The sequence below is a fragment of the Phocaeicola dorei genome (assembly GCF_013009555.1).
Lineage (GTDB): Bacteria > Bacteroidota > Bacteroidia > Bacteroidales > Bacteroidaceae > Phocaeicola > Phocaeicola dorei.
The window spans coordinates 2,728,676-2,744,331 of sequence record NZ_CP046176.1; the positions used below are offsets into that span (position 1 = coordinate 2,728,676).

General features: G+C 40.2%; 19 protein-coding genes. 15 read left to right on the top strand and 4 right to left on the bottom strand.

What is annotated here, in order from left to right:
- Positions 1 to 25: 25 nt before the first annotated feature.
- Both kdpA and GKD17_RS23755 read right to left on the bottom strand, forming a co-directional pair.
- Positions 26 to 1,732 (bottom strand): potassium-transporting ATPase subunit KdpA, encoded by a 1,707-nt coding sequence (gene kdpA / locus GKD17_RS11420; protein WP_007835455.1) that lies wholly within the window; start codon positions 1,730 to 1,732, stop codon positions 26 to 28.
- 26 nt (positions 1,733 to 1,758) lie between these two features.
- Positions 1,759 to 1,839, bottom strand: coding sequence for a potassium-transporting ATPase subunit F (locus GKD17_RS23755; protein WP_074783379.1), 81 nt, complete (start codon positions 1,837 to 1,839; stop codon positions 1,759 to 1,761).
- Positions 1,840 to 2,107: 268 nt separating this feature from the next.
- Between GKD17_RS23755 and GKD17_RS11430 the strand changes: the two genes are divergently transcribed.
- On the top strand, positions 2,108 to 2,734 hold the full coding sequence (locus GKD17_RS11430) for an O-acetyl-ADP-ribose deacetylase (protein ID WP_007835448.1): 627 nt from the start codon (positions 2,108 to 2,110) through the stop codon (positions 2,732 to 2,734).
- A gap of 295 nt (positions 2,735 to 3,029) precedes the next feature.
- Here GKD17_RS11430 and GKD17_RS11435 read toward each other — a convergent pair whose 3' ends face one another.
- On the bottom strand, positions 3,030 to 4,367 hold the full coding sequence (locus GKD17_RS11435) for a sigma-54-dependent transcriptional regulator (RefSeq protein WP_007835445.1): 1,338 nt from the start codon (positions 4,365 to 4,367) through the stop codon (positions 3,030 to 3,032).
- Between the two features lie 299 nt (positions 4,368 to 4,666).
- Between GKD17_RS11435 and GKD17_RS11440 the strand changes: the two genes are divergently transcribed.
- From GKD17_RS11440 to GKD17_RS11460, 5 genes are all read left to right on the top strand, one after another.
- The gene (locus GKD17_RS11440; protein ID WP_007835444.1) at positions 4,667 to 5,893 is read left to right on the top strand and encodes a quaternary amine ABC transporter ATP-binding protein; all 1,227 of its coding nucleotides are present in this window, start codon (positions 4,667 to 4,669) and stop codon (positions 5,891 to 5,893) included.
- On the top strand, positions 5,890 to 6,714 hold the full coding sequence (locus GKD17_RS11445; RefSeq protein ID WP_007835442.1) for an ABC transporter permease: 825 nt from the start codon (positions 5,890 to 5,892) through the stop codon (positions 6,712 to 6,714). The genes GKD17_RS11440 and GKD17_RS11445 overlap by 4 nt, the downstream gene beginning before the upstream one ends.
- 2 nt (positions 6,715 to 6,716) lie before the next feature.
- The gene (locus tag GKD17_RS11450; protein ID WP_007835436.1) at positions 6,717 to 7,559 is read left to right on the top strand and encodes a glycine betaine ABC transporter substrate-binding protein; all 843 of its coding nucleotides are present in this window, start codon (positions 6,717 to 6,719) and stop codon (positions 7,557 to 7,559) included.
- A gap of 144 nt (positions 7,560 to 7,703) precedes the next feature.
- Complete coding sequence (locus GKD17_RS11455) at positions 7,704 to 8,612, top strand: DMT family transporter (RefSeq protein ID WP_007835434.1); 909 nt, start codon at positions 7,704 to 7,706, stop codon at positions 8,610 to 8,612.
- 12 nt (positions 8,613 to 8,624) lie between these two features.
- Positions 8,625 to 9,176 (top strand): sugar O-acetyltransferase, encoded by a 552-nt coding sequence (locus tag GKD17_RS11460; RefSeq protein ID WP_005841261.1) that lies wholly within the window; start codon positions 8,625 to 8,627, stop codon positions 9,174 to 9,176.
- 59 nt (positions 9,177 to 9,235) lie between these two features.
- Here GKD17_RS11460 and GKD17_RS11465 read toward each other — a convergent pair whose 3' ends face one another.
- Positions 9,236 to 9,454 (bottom strand): winged helix-turn-helix domain-containing protein, encoded by a 219-nt coding sequence (locus GKD17_RS11465; RefSeq protein ID WP_005841264.1) that lies wholly within the window; start codon positions 9,452 to 9,454, stop codon positions 9,236 to 9,238.
- A gap of 236 nt (positions 9,455 to 9,690) precedes the next feature.
- Between GKD17_RS11465 and map the strand changes: the two genes are divergently transcribed.
- The 9 genes from map (at position 9,691) to GKD17_RS11510 (ending at position 15,631) form a co-directional block, all read left to right on the top strand.
- Positions 9,691 to 10,545 carry a type I methionyl aminopeptidase gene (map, locus tag GKD17_RS11470; RefSeq protein ID WP_007835433.1) on the top strand — a complete coding sequence of 285 codons (855 nt, stop codon included), beginning with the start codon at positions 9,691 to 9,693 and terminating at the stop codon, positions 10,543 to 10,545.
- A gap of 24 nt (positions 10,546 to 10,569) precedes the next feature.
- Positions 10,570 to 11,589, top strand: coding sequence for a tRNA (adenosine(37)-N6)-threonylcarbamoyltransferase complex transferase subunit TsaD (gene tsaD / locus GKD17_RS11475; RefSeq protein WP_007835432.1), 1,020 nt, complete (start codon positions 10,570 to 10,572; stop codon positions 11,587 to 11,589).
- A 22-nt stretch (positions 11,590 to 11,611) separates the two neighbouring features.
- Positions 11,612 to 12,112: a CinA family protein gene (locus GKD17_RS11480; protein ID WP_007835431.1), complete on the top strand. Its 501-nt coding sequence runs from the start codon at positions 11,612 to 11,614 to the stop codon at positions 12,110 to 12,112.
- 104 nt (positions 12,113 to 12,216) lie between these two features.
- Positions 12,217 to 12,477: a 50S ribosomal protein L28 gene (gene rpmB / locus GKD17_RS11485; protein WP_005841284.1), complete on the top strand. Its 261-nt coding sequence runs from the start codon at positions 12,217 to 12,219 to the stop codon at positions 12,475 to 12,477.
- A gap of 20 nt (positions 12,478 to 12,497) precedes the next feature.
- The gene (rpmG, locus tag GKD17_RS11490; protein WP_005841291.1) at positions 12,498 to 12,686 is read left to right on the top strand and encodes a 50S ribosomal protein L33; all 189 of its coding nucleotides are present in this window, start codon (positions 12,498 to 12,500) and stop codon (positions 12,684 to 12,686) included.
- Between the two features lie 9 nt (positions 12,687 to 12,695).
- Positions 12,696 to 12,851 carry a DUF4295 domain-containing protein gene (locus GKD17_RS11495; protein ID WP_005841293.1) on the top strand — a complete coding sequence of 52 codons (156 nt, stop codon included), beginning with the start codon at positions 12,696 to 12,698 and terminating at the stop codon, positions 12,849 to 12,851.
- A gap of 172 nt (positions 12,852 to 13,023) precedes the next feature.
- Entirely contained in the window at positions 13,024 to 13,983 is a 960-nt protein-coding gene (ftsY, locus tag GKD17_RS11500) for a signal recognition particle-docking protein FtsY (RefSeq protein ID WP_007835429.1), read from the top strand.
- Positions 13,984 to 13,986: 3 nt separating this feature from the next.
- Entirely contained in the window at positions 13,987 to 15,285 is a 1,299-nt protein-coding gene (gene rimO, locus GKD17_RS11505) for a 30S ribosomal protein S12 methylthiotransferase RimO (protein ID WP_007835426.1), read from the top strand.
- A gap of 73 nt (positions 15,286 to 15,358) precedes the next feature.
- Positions 15,359 to 15,631: an HU family DNA-binding protein gene (locus GKD17_RS11510; RefSeq protein WP_007842988.1), complete on the top strand. Its 273-nt coding sequence runs from the start codon at positions 15,359 to 15,361 to the stop codon at positions 15,629 to 15,631.
- Positions 15,632 to 15,656: the final 25 nt, after the last annotated feature.

A 15,656-nucleotide genomic window follows, 5' to 3' on the forward strand; every position in this document is an offset into this window, starting at 1 on the left:
TTAATATCGTTGTCTGTTATCAGAATTATAAACTCAAGTGCTCGGCAATAGTGCTTAATGCATGTACCGGGAAGAATGATAGTGCGGCAACAATAAAAATAACCGCAAATGTCATCACACCGAATGTCACTGTATCGGTTTGCAATGTGCCGGCGCTTTCGGGAATAAATTTTTTCTTAGCCAGAATACCTGCTATGGCCACTTGACCTACAATCGGGACAAAACGTCCTAATATCAGCACAATACCACAAGAGTAGTTCCAAAACCATGTGTTATCACCCAGTCCTTCAAAACCGGAACCATTATTGGCGGCACACGAGGTGTATTCATAAAGCATTTCACTCAGACCATGATATCCGGGATTGTTCAACCAGCCACCTTCACTTTCCACAAATGCAGGCGCATGAACAAACAGATAAGCAGCCAATGCTGTACCAACTAAAATGATAAACGGATGAAGTAGTGCTACAATGGAAGCAATCTTCATTTCACGTGCTTCTACTTTATGACCAAGAAACTCCGGTGTACGGCCTACCATCAACCCACTGATGAACACGGCGATAATAATAAATGTAAAGTAGTTCATCCATCCCACACCTACACCGCCAAACCATGTGTTGATCTGCATGTTCAGCATTTCCATCATACCCGAAAGCGGCATTGTTGAATCGTGCATACCATTGACAGAACCATTGGAAGTAACCGTAGTAGTAATACTCCACAAAGCAGTGGCGGCCGAGCCCAAACGTATTTCTTTACCTTCCATCGCGCCATTATCCTGCGCTATCCCCATCTCATCAATACGTGGATTACCACCCATCTCCTGACTGACATTGATACAAACTCCTACCAGATAAGCAAACAGCATGACACCATATATACTATAACCCAATTTTTTACGTTTCAGATAGAAACCGAATGCAAATGCCATCGCCATAGGTATGATAAGGATAGACCAACATTCCACCATATTAGCAAAATAGGTAGGGTTCTCCAAGGGATGAGAAGAGTTTACACCAAAATAACCACCCCCATTAGTACCCAATTGTTTGATAGGGACAATAGCCGCCGTAGGGCCTTGTGATACATATTGTGTAGTTCCTTCCATGGTGGTCACCTTCATTTTTCCGTCAAAGCCCATCGGAGTGCCTTGCACAATCAGGATAAAACCTACGATCAATGAAAGAGGCAACAGGACACGGGTACAACTTAATACCAAATAGTTCCAGAAATTGCCAATAGTCTGAGTAGTCTTTGCAGCCAGCGCTTTCATTATACCTGCCATGGCAGCCATACCGGTAGCGGCAGTAATAAACTGAAAGAGCATGATGACGAATAGCTGAGTAAAATAAGTCAGCCCACTTTCACCGCTATAATGTTGCAAGTTACAGTTCACCATGAAACTGATACAAGTATTGAATGCCTGATGCGCAGTCTGACCGGCATTTCCATCCGGGTTAAGCGGCAGCACACCTTGTGTAACCAACAGTACCATCCCCCAAAGGAACCAAAATAGATTTACCACCAGCAAGGCTCTCAAAAACTGTTTCCAGTTCATCTCCTCATTGGGATTGATACCACTCAGTTTGAACATAACCCGTTCAACGGGCTTCATAAAATCCGACCAAGTCTTTTCACCTTTATAAACTTTAGCGATATATTTGCCCAAAGGATAGCTAAGCACTATCAATAAGACAATTTGCGCTATAACACCTAAAACTTCAGTATTCATAACTCTTTATTTCTTAACTTACTTTTTTAAAACTTCTCCGGCTTGATAAGAACATACATCATATAGCCGAACATAATCAAACTAACTACAAATAATGCTGTGTACATAACTTGTTTCTCCTTTCTTTTTTTAGATCTTCTCGAACCAGTCTATACATTTAAAGAAAAGCCAAAAGCAAGCTATGCCGCTCAAGGTACAAACCGCAAATCCGATTGAAAATAAATCCATAATTCCTTTTTTTAAATTAATACTATTGTTAACTGCCACGCTATATGCCAATAGTGTGCCATTACTGGCAAACAGGAGATAAGTAATTGATTTATATACAGATATAACAACAAGAAAAAAGAGGGAGCAAAAGAAGATCTTTTCAAAATGAAAAGGGAAGGATATCAAAACAGGAGAATAATTGATTTATTTGCTGCCAAACTGCATAATTCCCCAATTTATTATATAGCTTTGTATAGAGGTTTTAATACAGAAAAACAGAAAGGAAAAATGAAAAAGATAAATGTTACCGTAGCCGATATCACTACTTTAAAAGTCGACGCCATTGTAAATGCAGCCAACAGTTCGTTGCTGGGTGGTGGCGGTGTAGATGGAGCTATCCATCGGGCTGCAGGTCCGGCGTTGTTAGCGGAATGCAAAACATTGGGCGGTTGTCCGACAGGGGAAAGCAAGATAACCGATGCATACAACCTGCCATGCAGGAAAGTAATTCATACTGTAGGGCCCGTATGGCATGGGGGAACGCATGGAGAAGCCGAAAAACTTGCATCATGTTATCGTACCAGTTTTATACTAGCGAGAGAAAACGGCATCCAAAGCATTGCATTCCCCTGTATCAGTACCGGCGTATATCATTATCCCAAGGAAGAAGCGGCACGTATCGCATTGAATGCCATCGGGGAAGAAATGGCACATGGCTATGAAGGAGAAGTGATTGTATGCTGTTTCTCGGAAGAAGATGCTGAAGTATATCGAGAGCTCCTGTCTTGCTGAGGAAAGCCACGGGGGATTTCTAAAATCCGTACTATACCGATTCCATTTCCATCTTTGCTGAAACTGTGACGGACAGAAGAGTGTAGTAAGTGTTCCAGCTTGTGAAACGCTACCGTATGGTCTTTCATACCTGATACTAAGCTCTTTCTTCCTTATGGTTAAGCCCATTCTTACGGTTACATACTATAGTCGCCGGCATCGCTCCGTACAGTCCACCGGAAGAAACTGTAGCAGCAAACCATAAGAGTGGGCTTAGCCATAAGGAGGAAACGGCTTAATCAATGGTACTCAATAACTAAATACCGTATTCCTCTATTTTTCTATATAAAGTAGTCAAACCTATTTTCAATAAACGTGAAGCCTCAGTCTTGTTTCCTTTAGTATGTTGCAGAACTTTAGCAATATGACGTTTTTCCATAGCGGCCAGTTCAAACTCCGAATAATTCTTGCCGGAATAATCTTCCTGTCGGGTATTCTGTATTTCAATAGGAAGATCTTGTAAGGTAAGCTGTTTGTCGCAGACAATCATGCTGCGTTCTATCACGTTTCGCAATTCACGGATATTTCCTCTCCAGTCGGCAGCTTTCAAAGCATTCAAGAACTCCGGAGCCATCCCTTCCACTTGTTTCCCCAGTTTTTTTGAAAAGAGTTGGATAAAGCTTCCCGCCAAAAGTTCGATGTCTTCTTTGCGCTCACGAAGAGGAGGGAGGTGTATCTGAAAAACAGAAAGACGATAATAAAGATCTTCACGGAAATTACCTTGTTCTATTTCTTTTTTCAGGTCCCGATTGGTGGCGGAGATAACGCGGACATTCACTTTCGTCGGTTTCGTGTCGCCTATCTTGATGTACTCTCCCGCTTCGAGCACACGAAGCAATTTGGCCTGCAGCTCGAAAGCCATTTCACCTATTTCATCCAAAAAGATGGTTCCGTTATCGGCCACTTCGAACAGCCCCTTCTTATCTTTCATCGCTCCGGTAAACGAACCGGCTTTATGACCGAATATCTCGCTTTCAAGCAGATCTTTGCTAAAAGCAGAACAGTTTACAGCCACAAAAGCATTCTCTTTGCGAAGACTGTTGCGATGGATGGCTTGTGCAAAGACTTCTTTCCCCGTGCCTGTTTCTCCGGTCAGCAAGACTGTAACATCCGTTGCCGAAACCTTTCGGGCCAATGCTACGGCTTGTTGCATACCCTCCGACTTCCCTTTTATAGCGTCAAAAGAGAAACTTTGGGTTTCTTCTGTTTTCACTTTTTCCCCTACATTCTTTTTAGCCTGAGCCATAGCCCGGCTGATTAACGGAATAATTTTATTATTATCATCCCCTTTGGTGATATAATCAAAGGCTCCATTCTTGATTGCCTGCACACCATCCGGAATATTACCGTGGGCGGTCAAAAGTATCACCTCCAATTCTGGATAGAGTTTTTTGATGGTTGTAACCATATCCACTCCATTGCCGTCCGGCAAAAACACATCACACAACACCACTTGGGGATTATGTAACTTAAGTTGTTTCAATGTAGACTGGCAATCGGCTGCCTGGAATACTTCGTAACCTTCCAATTCCATCATACGCGAAAGAAGTTTGCGTATTTGCGGTTCATCATCAATAATTAAAATACTATCCATATATTTATTCTGTTTTGCGGGACAAAGATAGAATAAAATGAACGCTCGACAAAAGGATAATACTTAATTTCTGTTTTATAGAAAACGCTTTCTGATTATCTTTTTTAATCTCGGATTTTCTGAACCACTCCCGTAGGGAGTAAACAATAACAAGCTGTAAGAAACATATTTACTGATCAATTAAACTCATCTTATAATGAACCTTTTTATATTTTGTTTCGTTAAATATACCGGATGACATCTCAATTTACTTCCGTCAATTCCTCCCTATTCTTAATTAATTTAAACTATTATAGACTATGAACAAAATAGAAATAAAAGACTTATATCTTGTTTTCGGTCCGGAAAAGCAGAAAGCGTTCCGGATGTTGAAAGAAAGAAAAAGAAAAAATGAAATTTTAAAGGCGACTAATTGTACTGTAGCAGTTAAAAACGCCAATCTGACAATCAAAGAAGGAGAGTTCTTCGTAATCATGGGGCTATCGGGTAGTGGCAAATCAACTTTATTGCGCTGCATAAACCGATTAATCAAACCCACAAAAGGACAAGTACTGATTAATGGAACAGATATTACTGCCGCATCTGATAAGGAATTGTTGGAAATGCGTCGCCGGGAGATAGCTATGGTGTTCCAAAATTTTGGTTTGTTACCTCATCGCAGTGTTTTAAGCAATATTGCATTCGGTCTTGAACTCCAAGGAGTTCCCAAACAAGAACGTGAGAAAAAAGCCATGAAGAGTATGGAAATAGTCGGGCTGAAAGGACATCAGAATCAGATGGTCGGACAACTTTCCGGCGGAATGCAGCAACGTGTCGGGTTGGCACGCGCTTTGGCAAATGATCCGGAAATATTACTGATGGATGAAGCCTTTTCCGCTTTGGACCCATTGATCCGCGTACAAATGCAAGATGAAATGCTGGCGCTGCAATCCAAAATGAAAAAGACCATCGTCTTTATCACGCATGATTTGAGCGAAGCAATTAAACTGGGTGACCGCATTGCCATTATGAGAGACGGAGAAGTGGTGCAAGTCGGAACTTCAGAAGAAATTTTAACAGAACCAGCCAATGACTATGTGGCAAGATTTGTAGAAAATGTGGACCGGAGCAAAATCATAACGGCAGGAAGTATTATGATAACCCGTCCCGCCGTAGCCCGTCTGCGTAAAGAAGGTCCCGAGGTTCTGATCAGAAAGATGAAAGAAAGAGATATTACCGTGCTTCCTGTGATAGATGAAAATGACAAGCTGATAGGAGAGATTACATTGGAAAGTGCCGCCATTCTTCGGCATAAAGGTATAAAATCAATCAAGGAAGCCGTACAAAGTGAAGTACATTCCGTTACGGAGGACACAAAGATTGAGGATCTGCTTCCCTTAATTACGAAAACCAATTCTCCCATTTATGTGGTAAATGAAGAACGCGAACTGAAAGGCTTGGTTCCTCTATCGTCCATCGTAGTAGAGATGACCGGAAAAGATAAAGAAGAAATTAATGAACTTATTCAAAACGCTATCGAATTATGATAAACATAGGAAAATATATAGAAACAGCCATCAACTGGCTCACAGAAAACTTTGCCCCTCTTTTCGACGCCATCAATGTTGGAATAGGCGGGTTCATAGATGGGTTCCAAAACATATTGATGTGGATACCTTTTTATGTAACAATAGCATTGCTGGCCATCCTGGCTTGGTATAAATCGGGAAAAGGAGTCAGCATTTTTACCATTTTAGGATTATTACTGATTTGGGGAATGGGATTTTGGAACGAAACCATGCAGACTTTAGCATTGGTGCTTTCGTCTACCATCATCGCTCTTATCATGGGACTTCCATTGGGAATATGGAGCGCAAACAGCAAACGATGTGATAAAATTCTGCATCCTATCCTCGACCTGATGCAAACGATGCCTGCTTTCGTCTATCTGATTCCTGCCGTACTCTTTTTCGGGCTGGGAACCGTTCCGGGAGCTTTTGCCACCATTATTTTTGCCATGCCTCCCGTAGTGCGTCTGACCAGCCTGGGTATCAAGCAAGTACCGAAGAATGTTATAGAAGCTTCGCGCTCTTTTGGTGCGACACCTATGCAATTATTATTCAAGGTACAATTACCGCTGGCATTGCCCACCATCATGACCGGTATAAACCAGACAATCCTAATGTCGCTCTCCATGGTGGTCATTGCCGCTATGATTGCAGCCGGAGGGTTAGGGGAAATCGTATTGAAAGGTATCACGCAGATGAAAATAGGTTTAGGTTTCGAAGGCGGTATCGCAGTAGTCATCCTAGCCATCATTCTGGATAGAATAACACAAGGACTTGGAAAACAAAAGAAAGGGAAATAAGCATGAAGAAAATACTATATTTTTTGTCTTTCCTCCTGTTGCTTACCTCTTGCAGCGGGAAAAAAGATGATAAGACAATAAGCATTGGATACATAAACTGGGACGATGGCATCGCTCTGACCTATTTAACGGAAGTGATTCTTGAACAACAAGGTTATCATGTCATTTTAAAGAATGCTGATCCAGCTCCTATCTATGCAACAATGGCCCGTGGCAAAGTAGATTTGCTGATGGATGCTTGGTTACCAGCCACACAGGCCGATTATATGAAACAATACGGAAAGAATCTGGAAATCTTAGGCAAGATCTATCCAGATGCCCGTATCGGTCTGGTAGTCCCCGATTATGTGGACATTCATTCTATTGACCAATTAAATGCCAACAAAGAAAAATTCGGAGGCGAGATTATCGGCATTGATGCCGGCGCAGGGATTATGCATGCTGCAGATATGGCCATAGAAAAATACAATCTGGATTACAAATTGCTGGAGTCTAGCGGACCGGCTATGACCGCAGTACTAAAAAGAGCCATTGACGAACATCAATGGATTGTGGTGACGGGATGGACTCCCCATTGGATGTTCACCCGCTTTAAATTAAAATTTTTAGAAGACCCGAAAGGCATTTTTGGTAAAGCGGAAACAATTACAGCCATTGCCTGCAAAGGATTTGGTGAGCAACACCCGTTTGTGGTAAAACTGATAGAAAACATACATCTGAGCACCGAAGAAATCAGCAGCTTGCTGGATGATGTATCACAAAATGAATATAATGAAAAAGAAGGAGCGGAAAAATGGGTAAAAGAACATCAGGAGCTGGTAGATTCCTGGATTCCCCAGAAATAGAAATATCTCACTTACCTTGAGGGCCGCGCCCAAGGTAAGTGAGAAAACAAACGAACTTTGTATCAGCTCAACTATGCCATATATTTTGATAAGTTTCTCGAAAACAAAACCTATCTTTGCAACATAATAAAACACATATAAATTATGAATGTAATCAAATCAAAGTTCGTCTATCACTTAATGGCAATAATCACTGTAGCTATCTGGGGGACTACTTTTGTTTCTACTAAGATTCTAATCCAACATGGATTAAGTCCTTCCGACATCTTCTTTTATCGTTTCACTCTGGCCTATCTTTGCATGTGGTGTATTTCTTATAAAAAACTATTTGCCAATAGAATAAAAGATGAATTGTTACTTTTATTGGCCGGATTATGTGGAGGAACTATTTATTTCATTACTGAAAATACGGCTCTCGGTATCACATTAGCCTCCAACGTGTCTCTGATAGTATGCACATCACCTGTTCTGACCACACTACTTTCTTATTTGTTCAGAAGAAAAGAACCTTTCACCCGCCATCTTGTTTACGGATCGATCATGGCTTTGATAGGAGTGGGGCTAGTTGTTTTCAACGGCAGTTTCATTCTGAAAATTAATCCTTTGGGAGATATTCTTTCACTGACCGCTGCATTGATGTGGGCATTTTATTGCCTTATTCTCAAACAATTGGATAATCATTATTCTATCGTATTCATTACCCGTAAAGTATTCTTCTACGGAGTGCTGACCATTCTGCCCATGTTTTTATTCCGTCCGTTAAATTGGGACAATGTCTTGATGATGCAACCCATCGTGTTTGGAAATCTTCTCTTTTTGGGATTTGTCGCCTCCATGCTCTGCTTCATAGCCTGGAATGCATGTGTCAAGGAATTGGGAGCCGTAAAAAGTACAAACTATATTTATATCATCCCTTTGGTAACTCTTCTTACTTCAGCGGTCATTATTAATGAAAAGATAACTTGGATAGCCCTTACCGGCTGTTTTCTTATCTTGTGTGGTGTATATTTGGCAGAACGGAAAACAAATCCTACATTTGAGGCGAAATCTTAAAGCCCTTTAATTATGAACGAGATAGACAAAATGCGTAACAGTCAGCTGGCCGATATGGAGAAACCGGAAATACAGGCCAGTTTCATACACGCCAAAAAACTAGTGGCCCAATTACGGATGATGAGTACATACGATGATGGTTTTAGGGAAGTGCTGGAAGAATTAGTGCCGGGTATCCCTTCCACTTCTGTCATCTGTCCACCATTTTACTGTGATCATGGACACGGCATCCGCTTAGGAGAGCATGTCTTTGTGAATGCCAACTGTACATTTTTAGACGGTGGATATATCACCATAGGAGCACATACATTGATAGGACCCAATGTACAGATCTATACTCCACATCATCCGGTAGATTACATAACCCGACGCGAACCCAAAGAGTATGCATATCCCGTAACTATCGGAGAAGATTGCTGGATAGGAGGAGGAGCTATTCTTTGTCCCGGAGTAAAAATAGGTCATCGCTGTATTATCGGAGCTGGAAGTGTCGTAACTAAAGACATTCCCGACAATTCCGTTGCTGTAGGTAATCCAGCCAAAGTGATTAGAAAAGTTGATTAAAAAAAGAGAACAGATAATTATGAAAGTTTTGGCCCCACATAATTATCTGTTTCTCGTATTCAGCCAATATAAACATTGACGCTCAGAAACAGGCAATCGTCTCCGTTAGAACATTCAAAGTCTATTTTATTCTCTCTGGCCAGCCAACCTATAGCTGCATTCAAATCTCTGTCAGACAACTCTGAAGCTCTTTTTAAATCACAATAACTCCACCGTTTATTGTCATTCAGCAGTTTCCAAACTTTTCCTGCGTTTACTCCAATTTGATGTTTATCCATTTTGATGTTCAATTAAAGAAGTTAATAATAGAATGCTTAGTTTTTTGCGGTAAATATAACCTTTTATTAAAATAAAATAGACTCTCCTACATAAAATTCATGTAAAAGACATGATTATTTAACATTTGTTTCTGTCAAATTTCATGTAAATTCTCTTTTTATGAAGATATTTATTGCCGGATGAGCCATTTTTACAAATATTTCCTCTAACTTTGTAAGTCAATTAATCCTTTGATATGAAAAGAAATAAAATAAACTGGAGAGTGCCCAAAGGTATGGAACTCACAGAGTTAGATAAAAAGGTTCTCTATTATCAAGATAGAGGTCATTTGGTGCCTTCACGTGAACTGATTAAGACACCAGAACAGATTGAAGGAATACGCCGTAGCGGTATTATCAATACCGGAGTGCTAGACCTTGTAGAACGCGAGATCCATGCAGGCATGAGCACATTGGAAATAGACAAACTAGTTTATGAATACACTAAAGATCATGGCGGCATTCCTGCAACCTTAGGCTATGAAGGTTTTCCAAAAAGTTGCTGCACCTCTATCAATGAGGTTGTTTGTCACGGTATTCCTAATGAATTCGACATTCTGGAAGAAGGAGATATTATCAATGTGGATTGTACTACCATTCTTGATGGTTATTATGCCGACGCATCGCGTATGTTTACCATTGGAAAAACCACACCTCAGAAAGAGAAACTGGTACGAGTAGCTAAAGAATGTTTGGAGATAGGCATGGAAGCTGCAAAACCATTTGGTTTTGTGGGAGACATAGGACATACCATTGAAAAACATGCTAAAAAAAATGGATTCTCAGTAGTGCGTGATCTCTGCGGACACGGAGTAGGCATAGAGTTTCATGAAGAACCGGATGTAGAACATTTTGGAAAAAAAGGAACTGGTATGCTATTGGTCCCGGGAATGGTTTTTACCATTGAACCAATGATCAATATGGGAACATGGGAAGTCTTCATTGATGAGGAAGATGGCTGGACTGTAGTCACCGAAGACGAACAGCCGTCTGCACAGTGGGAACATACTTTCGTTATGACAGATAACGGACTTGAAATTCTGACACATTAATATATATAATTAAGGTATAGAAATATGGATACAATTATATTAGGTATAGAATCTTCCTGTGACGACACATCAGCCGCAGTTATCAAGAATGGCGTATTGTTGTCCAACGTAGTGTCCAGCCAGGCTGTTCACGAAGCTTACGGAGGGGTGGTTCCCGAATTGGCGTCACGTGCCCATCAACAAAACATTGTACCGGTGGTGCACGAAGCCTTAAAAAGGGCAGGAGTTACCAAGGAGCAACTAAGCGCCGTTGCATTCACCCGAGGACCCGGCTTGATGGGATCATTACTGGTCGGAGTATCTTTTGCGAAAGGTTTCGCACGTTCATTAAATATACCAATGATTGATGTTAACCACCTGCAAGCCCATGTGTTAGCCCATTTCATTAAAGAATCGGAAGAAGACAACAACCAACCTAAATTCCCTTTCTTGTGCCTGCTGGTGTCAGGAGGAAACTCACAGATAATATTGGTAAAGGCCTATAATAATATGGAAGTTTTGGGACAAACTATTGACGATGCAGCAGGAGAAGCTATCGACAAATGTTCTAAAGTAATGGGCTTAGGTTATCCCGGAGGTCCTATCATTGATAAACTGGCACGTCAAGGCAATCCCAAAGCGTTCACTTTCAGTAAACCACATATTCCGGACTATAACTATAGCTTCAGTGGACTAAAGACTTCTTTCCTATACTCTTTGCGTGACTGGTTGAAAGAAGATCCCGATTTCATCGAGCATCATAAAAACGACTTGGCTGCTTCATTAGAAGCGACTATTGTAGATATTTTAATGGATAAGCTGAGAAAAGCAGCCAAAAATCTCAAAATAAATGAAGTGGCAGTAGCCGGAGGGGTATCAGCCAATAACGGGCTTCGTAACTCATTCCGCGAACATGCCGGGAAATATGGTTGGAATATCTATATCCCGAAGTTCAGCTTTACTACGGATAATGCTGCAATGATCGCAATTACCGGTTATTACAAGTACCTGGACAATGATTTTTGCACTATAGACAAGCCCGCTTATTCACGGGTAACTATTTAAATATTTAAAAACCGTTTTCAACATGTCAGTAGAAGGTAAATTTTTAAGTAAAGAGATTAACGATTTGTTTTGGAGAGAAGGCCTGACACTCGTTACTGCCGAGAGTTGCACGGCAGGAAGTGTGGCGGCCGCTATTACAGCCGTTGCCGGAAGTTCACACTTCTTTAAAGGTGGAATTATCGCCTATTCCAACGAAATAAAGGAAAATCTGTTGGGGGTAAACCACGGAACTTTAGAAACTCATGGGGCTGTAAGTGAAGAAACCGTTATCGAAATGGTAAAAGGGGCGATGAAATCGATGAATTCTGATTGTGCTGTAGCAACTTCAGGTATCGCAGGGCCCACAGGAGGTACCCCCGACAAGCCGGTAGGTACCATTTGGATTGCTGCCGGATGTAAAGACAAAGTGATTACACTGAAATTGGAAGGCGACGAAGGAAGAAACAAAAACATTGCAAATGCAACCCAAAATGCACTGCAACTGCTCCGAAAGTTGTTCCAAAACGAAGAAAATGAGCAGTAATTGCAGAATTATTTGCAAAAACTCTTGTTTTATACAAATAAAAGTGCTTATTTTGCACTCCGTTTGAAATAAGTATTGAAAAAAACTATAAAAATAAGATAGCAATGTCGAAGATTTGTCAAATTACCGGAAAGAAAGCCATGATTGGCAACAATGTTTCACACTCTAAGAGAAGAACCAAAAGAACTTTTGATGTGAACTTGTTTACTAAGAAATTCTACTATGTAGAACAAGATTGCTGGATTAGCCTGAATATCTGCGCTAACGGCTTACGTGTGATTAATAAAAAAGGCTTGGATGCAGCGCTGAATGAAGCGGTAACCAAAGGCTATTGTGATTGGAAAAGCATCAAAATTATTGGTTAATTAAAAAGGAGAGATAGACTATGGCAAAGAAGGCTAAAGGTAATAGAGTACAGGTAATCCTTGAATGCACAGAAATGAAGGATAGTGGTATGCCGGGAACTTCTCGTTACATTACAACAAAAAATAGAAAAAATACCACTGAAAGATTGGAACTTAAGAAGTACAATCCTATTTTGAAAAGAGTAACAGTTCACAAAGAAATTAAATAATTATAACCCATGGCAAAGAAAACAGTCGCAACCCTTCAGACAGGTAAAGAAGGACGTTCTTATACTAAGGTTATCAAGATGGTTAAATCTCCGAAAACAGGAGCTTACATCTTCGATGAGCAAATGGTACCTAACGAAAAAGTTCAAGACTTTTTCAAGAAATAATTCAGTCGGAAGACTAATGGAAAGTTCCTTTCATATATTATGGAAGGAACTTTTTTTATACCACAATGTTATCATCATAATACATTATGACCAATCATTGTGACACTTTTTTTTGTCCGTGTAAGAGATTAGTTATATCTTTGTAGCATAAACAGATAAATCAGACTCCAATATGGGATTTTTTAATTTTTTCTCGAAAGAAAAGAAGGAAACTTTAGACAAAGGATTGTCCAAAACCAAAGAAAGTGTATTTAGTAAGATTGCCCGTGCCGTAGCTGGTAAATCAAAAGTAGACGATGAAGTATTGGATAATCTGGAAGAAGTGCTTATTACTTCGGATGTAGGCGTTGAAACAACTCTAAATATTATTAAACGCATTGAAGAAAGAGTTGCCAAAGATAAATATGTAAACACTCAGGAACTGAACAAGATTCTCCGTGAAGAGATAGCGGCATTATTGACTGAAAATAACACGGTGGATTCGGATGATTTCACTGTTCCGGAAGGTAAGAAGCCCTATGTCATCATGGTGGTAGGTGTAAACGGTGTGGGTAAAACTACAACCATTGGCAAATTGGCATATCAATTTAAGAAGGCGGGCAAATCCGTCTATTTGGGTGCCGCTGATACATTCCGTGCTGCCGCCGTAGAACAATTGGATATTTGGGGAGAAAGAGTAGGAGTGCCTGTTATTAAACAGAAAATGGGATCAGATCCCGCATCCGTAGCTTTTGATACCTTAAGCTCTGCCGTAGCTAATAATGCAGATGTAGTAATTATTGATACCGCAGGTCGTCTTCACAATAAAGTAGGTTTGATGAACGAGCTTACTAAAATCAAGAATGTGATGAAGAAAGTTGTTGCGGACGCACCTCACGAAGTATTGCTGGTTTTAGACGGTTCTACCGGTCAAAACGCATTTGAACAAGCAAAACAGTTTACTTTGGCTACAGAAGTTACTGCTATGGCAATTACCAAATTGGACGGAACAGCCAAGGGGGGCGTTGTAATTGGCATCTCAGAGCAGTTCAAAATTCCCGTAAAATATATTGGATTGGGCGAAGGTATTGAAGACATGCAGGTATTCCGCAAAAAAGAATTTGTAGACTCACTATTTGGAGAGACTGAATAATAAATGAAACGTAACACAATAGATATCATCACCTTAGGGTGTTCCAAAAACTTAGTAGACTCAGAAAAGCTGATGCGTCAGCTGGAAGCAAACGGTTATAAAGTAACTCATGATTCCGATAAACCGCAAGGAGAAATCGCAGTTATTAATACATGTGGTTTTATCGGCGATGCCAAAGAGGAATCGATCAATATGATATTGGAATTTTGTCAGGCCAAAGAAGAAGGGAAACTCAAAAAACTATATGTAATGGGTTGCCTTTCAGAAAGATATCTAAAAGAATTGGCATTGGAAATTCCTCAAGTAGACAAATTCTATGGTAAGTTTAATTGGAATGAGTTACTGGCAGATTTAGGCAAAGCATACAAGGCGGAATTTGCCATTGAACGGACATTAACCACTCCTCATCACTATGCTTATCTGAAAATATCAGAAGGCTGTGACCGTAAATGTTCTTATTGTGCCATTCCTATTATTACAGGACGCCACATTTCACGTCCGATGGAGGAGATTATTGATGAAGTGAAACTACTTGTATCCGAAGGAGTAAAGGAGTTCCAAATTATAGCCCAAGAATTGACTTACTACGGCGTAGATCTATATAAAAGTCAGAAATTGCCCGAACTCATCGAAAGAATTGCTAATGTTCCCGGTGTAGAATGGATACGTTTACACTATGCATATCCGGCGCATTTCCCGGAAGAATTATTCCGTGTTATGCGCGAACACGATAATGTATGCAAATATATGGATATCGCCCTGCAACACATTAGTGACAATATGCTGAATAAAATGCGCCGACACGTAAGTAAAGCGGAAACCTACGAATTAATCGAAAAATTTCGTCGGGAAGTACCCGGTATTCACTTACGTACAACATTAATGGTAGGACATCCCGGCGAGGCTGAAGAAGATTTTGAAGAATTAAAAGAATTCGTCAAAAAAGTACGATTTGACCGGATGGGGGCCTTTGCATACTCAGAAGAAGAAGGAACATTCGCCGCTAAAGAATACGAAGATTCCATTTCTCATGAAGTGAAACAACAGCGCTTGGATGAATTAATGGCACTTCAGCAGGAAATAGCCGGCGAACTGAGCCAAACGAAAATAGGTAAAGAATTCAAAGTCATTATAGACCGGAAGGAAGGAGATTACTACATAGGCAGAACCCAGTTTGACTCTCCTGAGGTAGATCCTGAGGTCTTGATAAAAGCTGATGACGAGTACTTAAAAATAGGTGAATTCTATAAAGTGAAAATTACAGCCGCCGATGATTTTGACCTATACGCCAGCATTTTATAGGCTTTTTCCCATATAAAGTTTGGATAATGTTTGTTTTTTTACTAATATAGCAACCAAATTAACACTTTAAGCTTTGAATAACAAAGAATTTATATCTGAATTATCACGTAAACTAGGATATACAAATAAAGATACATCACAATTGGTATCCTCAGTCATTGGTGTTATGACCCAAGAATTGCAAGATGGCAACAACATTGTAATTCAGGGATTTGGTACGTTTGAGGTTAAGAAAAAATTGGAAAGAATTTCTATTAACCCGGCTACTCAACAACGTATGCTGATTCCCCCCAAGTTAGTGCTGACTTACAAACCCAGTGTAACCTTAAAAGAAAAGTTTAAATAAAATAGCCCTTATTTATAATATTATC

Bases quoted from the DNA above. Each gene is read 5' to 3' on its own strand.
- kdpA (WP_007835455.1), bottom strand. From the start codon at position 1,732: ATGAATACTGAAGTTTTAGGTGTTATAGCGCAAATTGTCTTATTGATA.
- GKD17_RS23755 (WP_074783379.1), bottom strand. From the start codon at position 1,839: ATGTACACAGCATTATTTGTAGTTAGTTTGATTATGTTCGGCTATATG.
- GKD17_RS11430 (WP_007835448.1), top strand. From the start codon at position 2,108: ATGAAAAGGGAAGGATATCAAAACAGGAGAATAATTGATTTATTTGCT.
- GKD17_RS11435 (WP_007835445.1), bottom strand. From the start codon at position 4,367: ATGGATAGTATTTTAATTATTGATGATGAACCGCAAATACGCAAACTT.
- GKD17_RS11440 (WP_007835444.1), top strand. From the start codon at position 4,667: ATGAACAAAATAGAAATAAAAGACTTATATCTTGTTTTCGGTCCGGAA.
- GKD17_RS11445 (WP_007835442.1), top strand. From the start codon at position 5,890: ATGATAAACATAGGAAAATATATAGAAACAGCCATCAACTGGCTCACA.
- GKD17_RS11450 (WP_007835436.1), top strand. From the start codon at position 6,717: ATGAAGAAAATACTATATTTTTTGTCTTTCCTCCTGTTGCTTACCTCT.
- GKD17_RS11455 (WP_007835434.1), top strand. From the start codon at position 7,704: ATGAATGTAATCAAATCAAAGTTCGTCTATCACTTAATGGCAATAATC.
- GKD17_RS11460 (WP_005841261.1), top strand. From the start codon at position 8,625: ATGAACGAGATAGACAAAATGCGTAACAGTCAGCTGGCCGATATGGAG.
- GKD17_RS11465 (WP_005841264.1), bottom strand. From the start codon at position 9,454: ATGGATAAACATCAAATTGGAGTAAACGCAGGAAAAGTTTGGAAACTG.
- map (WP_007835433.1), top strand. From the start codon at position 9,691: ATGAAAAGAAATAAAATAAACTGGAGAGTGCCCAAAGGTATGGAACTC.
- tsaD (WP_007835432.1), top strand. From the start codon at position 10,570: ATGGATACAATTATATTAGGTATAGAATCTTCCTGTGACGACACATCA.
- GKD17_RS11480 (WP_007835431.1), top strand. From the start codon at position 11,612: ATGTCAGTAGAAGGTAAATTTTTAAGTAAAGAGATTAACGATTTGTTT.
- rpmB (WP_005841284.1), top strand. From the start codon at position 12,217: ATGTCGAAGATTTGTCAAATTACCGGAAAGAAAGCCATGATTGGCAAC.
- rpmG (WP_005841291.1), top strand. From the start codon at position 12,498: ATGGCAAAGAAGGCTAAAGGTAATAGAGTACAGGTAATCCTTGAATGC.
- GKD17_RS11495 (WP_005841293.1), top strand. From the start codon at position 12,696: ATGGCAAAGAAAACAGTCGCAACCCTTCAGACAGGTAAAGAAGGACGT.
- ftsY (WP_007835429.1), top strand. From the start codon at position 13,024: ATGGGATTTTTTAATTTTTTCTCGAAAGAAAAGAAGGAAACTTTAGAC.
- rimO (WP_007835426.1), top strand. From the start codon at position 13,987: ATGAAACGTAACACAATAGATATCATCACCTTAGGGTGTTCCAAAAAC.